Genomic DNA, 11,378 nt, shown 5'->3' with positions numbered 1-11,378 from the left:
ATTGTCAGGTTTTTAAATAAAAACATCCTTTTTGAACATCGTAAAAATTAAAAAAGAATGTCTGCCTAAGCTTTACCCAAAATATAAATTCGTGGTACAATAGAAAAATATATTCTTACAAAATGTCAAAACAACACATTCAAATTTTCGACACAACACTTCGAGATGGAGAGCAAGTGCCTGGTTGCAAACTAAACACCGAACAAAAAGTTGTTATCGCCCAGCAATTAGACCAATTAGGTGTAGATGTCATCGAAGCTGGCTTCCCTGTTTCTAGTCCTGGAGACTTTAAATCGGTAGAAGCCATTGCAAAAATTGTAAAGAACGCTACTGTATGTGGTTTAACACGTGCGGTAGAAAAGGACATTAAGGTTGCTGCCGATGCGCTTAAATATGCAAAAAAACCAAGAATACATACTGGTATTGGCACGAGCGACTCGCATATAAAATTTAAATTTAAATCGAATAGAGCAACTATAATACAACGTGCTTTTGATGCTGTTAGCTATGCAAAGTCTTTTGTTGAAGATGTAGAGTTTTATGCGGAAGATGCAGGTAGAACAGACAATGAGTACTTAGCGCGTGTTTGCGAAGCAGCTATAAAAGCTGGGGCAACGGTACTTAACATACCAGATACTACTGGCTATTGTTTACCTAGCGAGTATGGATCAAAAATTAAGTATTTAATGGATAATGTAAAGGGTATAGAAAACGCCATTTTATCTTGCCATTGCCATAACGATTTGGGCTTAGCAACTGCCAATTCTATAGAAGGTGTTATTAATGGTGCTCGCCAAATAGAATGTACTATAAATGGTATTGGTGAGCGTGCAGGGAATACCGCTTTAGAGGAAGTTGTTATGGTACTTAAACAGCATGCCGACCTAGATTTAGACACTAATATAGATACTACTAAATTGTTTGGATTAAGCCAATTGGTAAGTGACAGTATGGGTATTTATACACAACCTAATAAAGCTATTGTTGGCGCTAATGCTTTTGCACATAGCTCTGGAATTCATCAAGATGGTGTTATTAAAAACAGAGAAACTTACGAAATTATAGACCCTAAAGATGTTGGTGTTACCGAATCTGCAATTGTTTTAACTGCTAGAAGCGGTAGAGCGGCTTTAGCTTACAGAGCTAAAAATGTAGGATACGAGCTAACTAAATTACAGCTAGACGATGTGTATGCCAACTTTTTAACCTTTGCCGATAGAAAGAAAGAAGTTAACGATAACGATATACACCAAATTATTGAAACCAGTAAAATTTACCAACAACTCGTTAGAGCATAATTAAACGGATTACCGCTTTTGCGGAAAATAAAATTACCCGATAACTCGGGCATAAAAAATGAAAAAAACACTTTTCGATAAAGTTTGGGATGCTCACGTGGTAGATGCTATAGAGAATGGCCCACAGGTATTATATATAGATAAGCACTTAATTCACGAGGTAACAAGCCCGCAAGCATTTAACGAATTAGAGCGACGTAATATTCCTATTTTTCGACCAGACCAAATTGTTGCTACGGCAGACCATAATACCCCTACCGAAAATCAGCATTTACCAATTAAAGACGACAACTCTAGAAAACAACTAGAGCAGTTATCTGCCAATTGTAAAAAAAATAATATCACATTATACGAGCTAGGCCATAAATACAATGGTATTGTACATGTTATGGCGCCAGAGCTAGGCATTACCCAACCCGGTATGACTATTGTGTGTGGAGACAGCCATACTTCTACCCATGGGGCTTTTGGTACTATTGCTTTTGGTATTGGTACTAGCCAAGTTGCACAGGTATTTGCAAGCCAATGCTTATTATTAACCAAACCTAAAAGCTTGCGTGTTTCGGTTAACGGAAAATTAAAGCAGGGCGTACTACCAAAAGATGTAATACTATACATTATTGCTAAATTAGGTACCAATGCTGGTACTGGCTATTTTTGCGAATATGCTGGCGACGTATTCGAAAACATGTCTATGGAAGGCCGCATGACTGTATGTAATATGAGCATAGAAATGGGAGCTCGTGGCGGAATGATTGCGCCAGACCAAACCACTTTCGACTATGTACAAAACAAGGCCTTTGCGCCTAAAGGCGAAGATTTTAATAAAAAAGTAGCCTATTGGAAAACGCTACCAACAGATGATGGTGCCGTTTTCGATAAAGAATATGTTTTCGATGCAGAAGATATAGAACCTATGCTTACTTATGGTACCAATCCAGGTATGGGCATTAAGGTTACCGAAAATATCCCTGTTTTAGAGGATGACTCTTTCGAGAAATCATTACAGTACATGAACTTTAATAAAGGAGAATCCTTAATAAACAAGCCTATAAATTATGTGTTTATTGGCAGTTGTACCAATTCTAGAATTGAAGATTTTAGAGTAGCAGCCAACTACATAAAAGGCAAGCAAAAAGCCGATAATGTCACGGCTTGGTTAGTTCCTGGAAGCAAACAAGTAGAAGCTCAAATTATAGAAGAAGGCTTAAAAACCATTTTTGATGCTGCTGGTTTTAAATTAAGGCAACCCGGTTGTTCGGCATGTTTGGCAATGAACGATGATAAAATTCCGCAAGGTGAATATTGTGTTTCTACGTCTAACAGAAATTTCGAGGGGCGCCAAGGGCAAGGCGCTAGAACTATTTTAGCAAGTCCGCTTGTAGCAGCTGCTACTGCTGTAGAAGGAAAAATTATTGATGTAATGAAACAATTAAATTAAAATGGAAAAATTCGTAACATTAAAATCGCAAGCCATTCCATTAGCTATAGAGAATATAGATACCGATCAAATTATCCCTGCTCGCTTTTTAAAAGCAACCGATAGAAACGGTTTTGGTGATAACGTGTTTAGAGACTGGAGATACAATAAAGACAATACTTTAAACACAGCCTTTACTTTAAACAATCCTAAATATTCTGGAAGTATATTAGTTGCTGGCGATAATTTTGGTTGTGGTTCTAGTAGAGAGCATGCCGCATGGGCCTTAAGCGATTATGGCTTTAAAGTGATCGTCTCAAGTTTTTTTGCCGATATTTTTAAAGGTAATGCATTAAACAATGGCCTATTACCTATACAAGTCTCGCCAAGCTTTTTAAACGTTCTATTAACCGAAATCACAGCAAAACCAGACACCAAACTAGAAGTCAATTTAGAGGCACAAACCATTACAGTTGAGCATACCTCCTTTTCTAGTTCGTTTGAAATAGACCCGTATAAAAAAACCTGCTTAATAAATGGTTATGATGATATCGATTATTTACTAAGTAAAAAAGATAGCATCATAGCTTTTGAAGCCAATAGAAATTAAAATAAGTAAGCAATTCGCAGTAAACTGTGGCTTACTCAAATAAAAACAAACATCAGTTCGAGTACTGTGAGTAACGAGCTGTATCGAGAACCATTGAGAAGTACAATTAATGAATGACGATTAGCTTACTCTTATGAAAATTAAAATTGAAAAATATAGTATAAACGTCAGTTCGAGTGCTGCGAAGTATGAGCAGTGTATCGAGAACCAATAGAAATTACGAATGCACATGCAAACGTAACATTATAAAATAAATACAAATAATAAGGTTTCTGTATTCGCAGAAATTTATAAAAAAAGAAAGTAGGATAAGCGTCCTGCCTTCACAGAAATTAATATGAAATTAAACATAGCAGTTTTAGCAGGAGATGGCATTGGCCCAGAAGTTACCGAGCAAGCCATAAAGGTTTTAAAAGCCATCGCTGTAGAGTTCGACCATACGTTTTTATTTAAAAGCGCAGACGTAGGCGCCATTGCCATAGATAAACATAACAGCCCGTTACCAGACCATACATTACACTTATGCAAATCTAGCGATGCTATTTTATTTGGTGCTATTGGCGACCCTAAATACGATAACAACCCCAGTGCAAAAGTACGTCCAGAGCAAGGGCTTTTAAAGTTACGAAAAGAACTAGGGCTATACACCAATATAAGACCCGTAAAGGCTTACGATACGCTTTTAGAAAAATCACCTCTTAAACGCAACATTATACAAGGCACAGATATTAGTATATATCGTGAGCTTACTGGCGGCATTTATTTTGGTAAAAAACAATTAAGCGACGATGGTAATACAGCATCAGATTTATGCGAGTATTCGCGTGTAGAGATTGAGCGTATTGCGCATTTAGCCTTTAAAGCTGCACAAGCACGCAATAAAAAAGTAACTTTAGTAGATAAAGCTAATGTTTTAGAAACCTCTCGTTTATGGCGTAAAGTCGTTACCGAAATGGCAAGCGATTACCCAGAGGTTACTCTAGATTTTCTGTTTATAGATAATGCTGCCATGCAAATGATTTTAAATCCAAAACAGTTTGATGTTATACTAACCGAAAACCTATTTGGTGATGTTATTAGCGACGAAGCTAGTGTTATCGGTGGTTCTATAGGCTTACTAGCTTCTGCCTCTGTAGGAGACCGTTATGCTATGTTCGAGCCTATACATGGTTCCTACCCACAAGCTACGGGTAAAGGTATTGCCAACCCTATTGCTTCTATTTTATCGGCGGCCATGTTGCTAGAGCACTTTGAGTTATTTGACGAAGCTGAACTTATTAAAGAAGCTGTAGAAAAATCGCTTAAATTAGAAATTACAACACCAGATATTAATACCACTTATGGTAATATAACAACAACTAAAGTTGGTGATTTTATTGCCGATTTTATTAGTAACCCCGAAGACAGTACTGTTAATTTTAATAACATACACTTGGGGCAGTCTACTATTATTTAAAGAATAAACACGACACACAACTACTACTTAAAGCGATGCTATTGTAATAATGGTGTCGCTTTTTTTTAAGTATAAAGTTTTAATCTTTTTTAAAAAAATCTTCCACTATACTAAAATAATCTTCTCCATAATGCTTTAAAAAGTCGCCATTGGGCTTTACAATAAAAAAGGCTTGGCAGTTTTCATTCAGTGTAAAAATGCTATTACAAAAGAAGCCAAAATCTAATTTATAGTTGCTTTGTATTTTATATAACTCATTATGAAACGCATTCTTGTTATAGATAAAAAAATCTACTGCATTATTAGCGTTACTCATTCTAGACGAAATTCTCATTATATTATTAATAACAATAAAAGCATCTTTATTATTATGACCATACCCTATACAATTAGATCCTCTTTGGGCATAATTTATAAGTATTGCTTTATCATTAGGTAGTGTTGTACCCAACTCCTTTTCTAATGCCGTTTTTAATACGTTATAGTCTGTATTGTTTAATACGCCTGCAAACGTTTTTACACTGTTTTTATAGCGTTCATTAAAATGTGTATTTACTTTTAATTTTGTTTTAGTGCTTGCCTTTTTTGCGCCGCAAGAGATTATAGCAAAAGTTAAAATAAAAAGCGCCGTTTTTTTTAATGTTTTAAACATAATGGTTGGGTTAAAAAGGGGTTTGATTAATAGTTAATTTTATCTTTAATATTGCATGCAAATTTAGACACAATACTTTTTTTATAAAATGGAATTGAGTAAAACAATAGTACTTGTTATGTAAAATTGTTATTTGATTTAGGCAAACACTTTAAAAAAGTAAAATATGGTCTTATAAATATAAAAAAACATCTCTTTTAGTTAGAGATGTTTTTTAATTAAATTATATCCTATCAAGTTTAACCCCTAGTTTATAGAACGTAAAAAGGTTTCCATTTTTCGTTCTTGACTATCTTTCATTAACTCCACTTCTTTATTTGTTTTCCCTTCATTTGTTTGAATAAATTTATCAAAAATATGACTTAGATAAATTGGAGAGGTATTATTAGAAAAACTCACAGGGTTATGGCAAGAGAAACAATTAGCCAGGTTATTTACACTAATTTTAGATATATCATCTTGAAACGTTTGTGTAAAGGTTTCCATAGTTACATTAGCACAATTTAAAGAGCCTCTAGCACTAGATCCTGGTGTTGCTGCGCCTATTTTACCGCCTAAATCTACTATTTTTTGAGCTTGTTGCTGCGGTGTTAAACTATCTGTATCTATCCATATAGAACCATTATAAAAATAGTTTTTCCAAACGTCTTTAAGTTGCTTTGCTACACTTTTATTAATCTCATCTATATGGTTAAAGTTTGCTGGCTCAGATTGACTTGTATTTTTAAGTATTCCTGCCGAGTTTCTTGGTACGCCATACTGGAATAAATCGTAAGCTTTATTTGGCAATACAGGCTTATCGTCTTTAATAAAGGTAATCCCATCTAGTCCTGTTGTTGTTCCTTTTGCAAATAATAGTTTATTGGTTTTAGAGCTTGCCGAGTTGGCTTTCCAGTCGTAATTTGGTGCCATATCGTTATGCTCGAAAGTAGCCCAAATAAACTCTGGGTGGTTTTCTACAACACCTACCACGTGCATCCCTAATAATGCTACTGTTGTATTGGTAAAGGTTTTATCATCTTTATTAAGCATAGCCGCAGTGGTTGTATAATAATTAGCAAGCTTATCGCTAGCTATAGCCTTTGCATCTACCCATGATACTTTTAACTCTAAAGAGCCCACAGGAAATGTAGCTAAATTATCGGCCTCTAATTTGCCAGAAGCTAATGCTATTTTAAAACTATCTGCAGCTTTTAGCATAATATCGCTTGTGTGTATAGAATAATGCACTGTAAAGGCTTTATTAACATCGCTATTGTATGCTGGGTTGGTTTTTAACACCCCATGTCTAGACCCCGCTTGTATAGTATCGGTTAATACTACATTGGCTCCTGTTTGCTGCGCTACAGGAATCATGGCATCGTTAACTTGCGTAATTTGTTTTTGGTCTAAAAATAAAGGCACCTCTCCTTCTGGTTTGGTTACCCATAAAAACTTTTGGTAAGACCATTGATGGAATATACAATTTGTTGTAGATTCTACATCAAACGGGCTTCCTTTTCCTTCTTCTGGTGCTGGGGTTTGGCTATGCGGAAACCAACTAGCTTCTGCTAAACATGGTGTTTCTACTTCGGCTACACTGCCATAAACAGCTTCGGTTTTTAGCTCTTCTACTGGTGCTTGTTTTTTATCTTTTTTACAAGATGTATAACTTAAAGCTAATACAGCCACCAAGGCTACCCCCTTAATAGTGTTAATTGTTTTTTTCATTGGTATTGGTTGATTTTTGGTTGTTAACACAAATATCCAGATAAACCAGTGAAAATAATAGCGTACAAATACCTGATTATACTTCTTAAAAAAATGAGATCGTTTAAAAAGTATAAAAAACATCATTCTAAATTATTTGACTTCGCTAATTTAAAATGATGTTTTTTAATTATTATGAGAAACCGAACCCAGTTTGGTTTGACGAAAATGTATCTTTATAGGTAATCTTACCGTTCTTAAAATTTCATCTTTTATTAAGTACGTTCCTTTATCCCATTTATTTTTTCGAAAGAAGCAACCATCCCTCTAATTAAAGAGGAACTTAACCCCTGGTGCTCCATCTCGTTTAAACCTTCTATAGTACAGCCTTTTGGTGTGGTTACTTTATCTATTTCTTGCTCTGGGTGGTTTCCTGTATTTATTAGTAAACTAGCTGCGCCTTCGCAGGTATGCATGGCTAATTCTTGTGCTTCTTTGGCATCGAATCCTAATTGTATAGCTGCTTGAGTTGTTGCGCGAATTAATCGCATCCAGTAGGCAATACCACTAGCACAGACTACTGTTGCAGCTTGCATTTGCTTTTCTGGTATAACTAAGGTTTTACCTAACAAATCGAATATTTTACGTGCTGTATTTAGTTTTAATTGTGCTTTTTGATTGCTGCTAATACAGGTCATAGACTTACCAACGGCTATTGCCGTATTGGGCATGGCTCTAATAACAGCGTGTTGCTCTCCTATAACTGCTTCTATTTTAGCTATAGAAAACCCTGTTATTGTAGATATAACTGTATGTTTAGTAGTTATATATTCTTTGTTTTTACGAAGTACAGCTGCTAAATGATTGGGTTGGACTGCAAAGATTAAAATATTAGAATCTTGTATGGCTTTTGCATTATCTGATGTTATTATAACCTGTTTATTATCGCTTAACCCTTCTAAAACATTAATATGCCTTTTAGTTAAGTATAAAGAGGTTACAACATTGTTAGATATTAATCCTTTTGCTATAGATAATCCTAAATTACCAGCACCTATAATTGCTATTTTCATATAAAACAGTGTTTTAAAAGGCTATCTAAAAACGCATTTAAAAACGTCATTCTAAACTTTTTTTAGCATTTCATTAAAATTGGTTATGAGAAACGCAATCTAGTTTGGTTTAACGAGAATTCATTTTTTTTTTTAGACAACTTACTCTATTATTAAGTTTTGTTTATAAGCCGCAAAAGTAGGAAACTTATTAATGATTACAGCAACTATTTAATAGCAAACGCATTATACCAAAAACTGAAATAGGTCAGGTTTATCGTTTAAATAATCGCCATAAAAATTGTGCAATTTCATTTTTGTAATTAAGGGTTCTAAATCGGTTTTAGATTTTAATTCTACCCCCACTACAGCCGCGCCATTCTCTCTATTTGTTTTTTTAGTATACTCAAAATGGGTAATATCGTCTGTTGGACCTAAAATATCTGCAACAAACTCTTTTAATGCGCCTGCGCGCTGCGGAAATTTTATTATAAAATAGTGTTTTAAGTTAGCATGTAATAAGGCACGTTCTTTAATTTCTGCGGTTCTAGTAATATCGTTATTACTTCCGCTTACAACACATATAACATTTTTACCTTTTATCTCTTCTGCATATAAACTTAACGCAGTAATGCTTAATGCGCCTGCTGGCTCTACAACTATGGCATCTTTATTATATAAGTCTAGTATGGTTTGGCATACTTTACCTTCTGGCACTGTTACCATAGCGTCTAGGTTTTCTTTACATATTTCAAAATTTAAATCTCCTACGCGTTGTACTGCAGCACCATCTACAAACTTTTCTATATGCTTTAGGGCGGTATTTTTGTTATTGCGCATAGATGTAGACATAGAAGGTGCTCCTTCTGGCTCTACCCCAATAATTTTGGTATTAGGCGATAATTGTTTAAACACCGTAGATAGGCCAGACGATAAGCCTCCGCCTCCTACTGGTACAAACACATAATGTATAGGGTGCTGCGCTTGGTCTATAATTTCTAAACCAACGGTAGCTTGCCCTTCTATTACCTTTTCGTCATTAAAGGGGTGGATGAAGGTTTTATTTAAACGTTGACACTCTAATGTTGCTGCATGATAGGCATCATCGAAGGTATCTCCTTTTAAAACAATAGTAATATAATTTTCTCCAAACATTTTTACCTGCTCTACCTTTTGTTTTGGTGTTGGAGACGGCATGTAAATTGTACCTTGAATTTTTAATAACTTACATGATAAAGCCACGCCTTGCGCATGGTTTCCTGCGCTGGCGCATACAATACCATTTTCTATTTCTGTTGTAGATAGCGACGACATTTTATTATACGCGCCTCGAATTTTATAAGAGCGTACTTGTTGCAAATCTTCGCGCTTAAATAATACGTTACAATTGAATTGTTTTGAATATTGTACGTTTTCTAATAAGGGGGTTACCGATGCCACTCCTTTTAAGTTCTTAGCAGCAACTTCTACTGCTTGTACTGTTGGCCTATATTGGGTGGTTTGTATTTTCATTGTATTGGTGTAAAGGCGAGAACCGCTTCTCGCCTCTTCTTTAATTGCTTTGGTCCTGTTCTTTATTTTACTTAAAATAAAATCTAGAGAACACCTATTAAACTATACCCAGTGTCGCATATTCTTTTTTTACAAAAAAACTTATTAAATGCTATTTAATTACGCGAGCACTGGGGTATTAGTTTTCTCTTCTGTTTTTATCGTTTTCATTGCAGTCATAGCCGCTCTAAGCGTTTTACCTATGGTTTCTATTGGATGGTTCCTTATAGCATCGTTTACTGCAATTAACTCTAAATTATCTACTGCATTAGAGGTAGAGTAAGGTTTACCTATAACTTCTGTAGTTACTGTTTTCATAAAATCTTCTAATAATGGTTTACAGGCATGATCGAATAAATAACAGCCATACTCTGCTGTATCTGAGATTACCCTATTCATTTCAAACAGTTTTTTTCTTGCTATTGTATTTGCTATTAAAGGTAATTCGTGTAACGATTCGTAATACGCAGAGTCTTCAATAATGCCTGCACTTACCATAGTTTCGAATGCTAATTCTACTCCAGATTTTACAAAGGCTACTAATAGTACACCATTATCAAAATATTCTTGCTCACTAATATGCTCTGGTGTTAATGCCGTTTTTTCAAAGGCAGTCTCTCCTGTTTCTGCTCTCCATTTTAACAGGTTTTCATCATCTTTTGCCCAATCTTCCATCATGGTTTTAGAGAAATGCCCCGAGATAATATCGTCCATATGTTTTTCAAACAATGGTTTCATAATCTCTTTTAATGTTTCCGATAGGTTGTAGGCTTTAATTTTTGCAGGATTAGAGAGTCTATCCATCATGTTAGTTATACCACCGTGTTTTAAAGCTTCGGTTATTGTTTCCCAACCGTATTGAATTAGTTTTGCTGCATAATTAGCTTCTATGCCTTCTGCCACCATTTTATTGAAAGCTAAAATAGCTCCTGTTTGTAACAGGCCACATAATATGGTTTGCTCGCCCATTAAATCGCTTTTTACCTCAGCTACAAAAGAGGATTGTAATACACCAGCTTTATGCCCTCCTGTAGCTACGGCATAGGCTTTTGCTTGTTCTAAACCTTTATTTTCGGGATCGTTTTCTGGGTGTACGGCTATTAAAGTTGGCACACCAAACCCTCTTTTATATTCTTCTCTTACTTCTGTTCCTGGGCATTTGGGCGCGACCATTATTACTGTTAGGTCTTGGCGTATTTGCATGCCTTCTTCTACAATATTAAAGCCATGAGAATAGCTTAAAGTGGCTCCTTTTTTCATTAGCGGCATTACTGTTTTAACAACATTTGTATGTTGTTTGTCTGGCGTTAAATTAAGTACCAAATCTGCATTAGGTATTAATGCATGGTACGTATCTACATTAAAACCATTGCTTGTAGCACTAACATAAGATGATCTTTTTTCGTGTATTGCTGCTTCTCTTAATGCATAAGAGATATCTAATCCTGAATCTCTCATGTTTAAGCCTTGGTTTAGGCCTTGTGCTCCACAACCAATAATTACTATTTTTTTACCTTTTAATGCTTTAACGCCTTCCTTGAACTCTGATGCTTCCATAAAACGACATTGCCCTAGTTGCTTTAATTGGTCTCTTAATGATAGTGTGTTAAAATAATTTGCCATTTTTTTATTGTTTATTTTTTTATGTCT

At 35.2% G+C, this 11,378-nt stretch carries 9 protein-coding genes; 4 read left to right on the top strand and 5 right to left on the bottom strand.

Translation table 11 applies throughout. The features are described from left to right. Positions 1-122 precede the first annotated feature (122 nt). From ACVC2P_RS21120 to leuB, 4 genes are all read left to right on the top strand, one after another. Positions 123-1,298, top strand: a complete 1,176-nt coding sequence (locus ACVC2P_RS21120; RefSeq protein ID WP_452600419.1) for a 2-isopropylmalate synthase — start codon at positions 123-125, stop codon at positions 1,296-1,298. Between the two features lie 58 nt (positions 1,299-1,356). Then, positions 1,357-2,739, top strand: coding sequence for a 3-isopropylmalate dehydratase large subunit (leuC, locus tag ACVC2P_RS21115; protein ID WP_452600418.1), 1,383 nt, complete (start codon positions 1,357-1,359; stop codon positions 2,737-2,739). Position 2,740: 1 nt separating this feature from the next. Continuing rightward, positions 2,741-3,328, top strand: coding sequence for a 3-isopropylmalate dehydratase small subunit (gene leuD, locus ACVC2P_RS21110; RefSeq protein ID WP_452600417.1), 588 nt, complete (start codon positions 2,741-2,743; stop codon positions 3,326-3,328). 337 nt (positions 3,329-3,665) lie between these two features. Next, on the top strand, positions 3,666-4,784 hold the full coding sequence (leuB, locus tag ACVC2P_RS21105; protein WP_452600416.1) for a 3-isopropylmalate dehydrogenase: 1,119 nt from the start codon (positions 3,666-3,668) through the stop codon (positions 4,782-4,784). A gap of 79 nt (positions 4,785-4,863) precedes the next feature. Here leuB and ACVC2P_RS21100 read toward each other — a convergent pair whose 3' ends face one another. The 5 genes from ACVC2P_RS21100 to ilvC form a co-directional block, all read right to left on the bottom strand. Further along, on the bottom strand, positions 4,864-5,436 hold the full coding sequence (locus ACVC2P_RS21100; protein ID WP_452600415.1) for a hypothetical protein: 573 nt from the start codon (positions 5,434-5,436) through the stop codon (positions 4,864-4,866). A gap of 246 nt (positions 5,437-5,682) precedes the next feature. Beyond that, on the bottom strand, positions 5,683-7,146 hold the full coding sequence (locus ACVC2P_RS21095) for a hypothetical protein (protein WP_452600414.1): 1,464 nt from the start codon (positions 7,144-7,146) through the stop codon (positions 5,683-5,685). A 254-nt stretch (positions 7,147-7,400) separates the two neighbouring features. Then, complete coding sequence (gene proC / locus ACVC2P_RS21090) at positions 7,401-8,198, bottom strand: pyrroline-5-carboxylate reductase (protein ID WP_452600413.1); 798 nt, start codon at positions 8,196-8,198, stop codon at positions 7,401-7,403. Positions 8,199-8,423: 225 nt separating this feature from the next. Further along, entirely contained in the window at positions 8,424-9,689 is a 1,266-nt protein-coding gene (gene ilvA / locus ACVC2P_RS21085; RefSeq protein WP_452600412.1) for a threonine ammonia-lyase IlvA, read from the bottom strand. A 159-nt stretch (positions 9,690-9,848) separates the two neighbouring features. Further along, complete coding sequence (gene ilvC, locus ACVC2P_RS21080; RefSeq protein WP_452600411.1) at positions 9,849-11,351, bottom strand: ketol-acid reductoisomerase; 1,503 nt, start codon at positions 11,349-11,351, stop codon at positions 9,849-9,851. Between the last annotated feature and the right edge of the window lie 27 nt (positions 11,352-11,378).

The organism is Pontimicrobium sp. MEBiC01747 (assembly GCF_053601635.1).
This window is presented reverse-complemented; position numbering and strand designations above follow the sequence as displayed.

Bases quoted from the DNA above. Each gene is read 5' to 3' on its own strand.
- ACVC2P_RS21120 (WP_452600419.1), top strand. From the start codon at position 123: ATGTCAAAACAACACATTCAAATTTTCGACACAACACTTCGAGATGGA.
- leuC (WP_452600418.1), top strand. From the start codon at position 1,357: ATGAAAAAAACACTTTTCGATAAAGTTTGGGATGCTCACGTGGTAGAT.
- leuD (WP_452600417.1), top strand. From the start codon at position 2,741: ATGGAAAAATTCGTAACATTAAAATCGCAAGCCATTCCATTAGCTATA.
- leuB (WP_452600416.1), top strand. From the start codon at position 3,666: ATGAAATTAAACATAGCAGTTTTAGCAGGAGATGGCATTGGCCCAGAA.
- ACVC2P_RS21100 (WP_452600415.1), bottom strand. From the start codon at position 5,436: ATGTTTAAAACATTAAAAAAAACGGCGCTTTTTATTTTAACTTTTGCT.
- ACVC2P_RS21095 (WP_452600414.1), bottom strand. From the start codon at position 7,146: ATGAAAAAAACAATTAACACTATTAAGGGGGTAGCCTTGGTGGCTGTA.
- proC (WP_452600413.1), bottom strand. From the start codon at position 8,198: ATGAAAATAGCAATTATAGGTGCTGGTAATTTAGGATTATCTATAGCA.
- ilvA (WP_452600412.1), bottom strand. From the start codon at position 9,689: ATGAAAATACAAACCACCCAATATAGGCCAACAGTACAAGCAGTAGAA.
- ilvC (WP_452600411.1), bottom strand. From the start codon at position 11,351: ATGGCAAATTATTTTAACACACTATCATTAAGAGACCAATTAAAGCAA.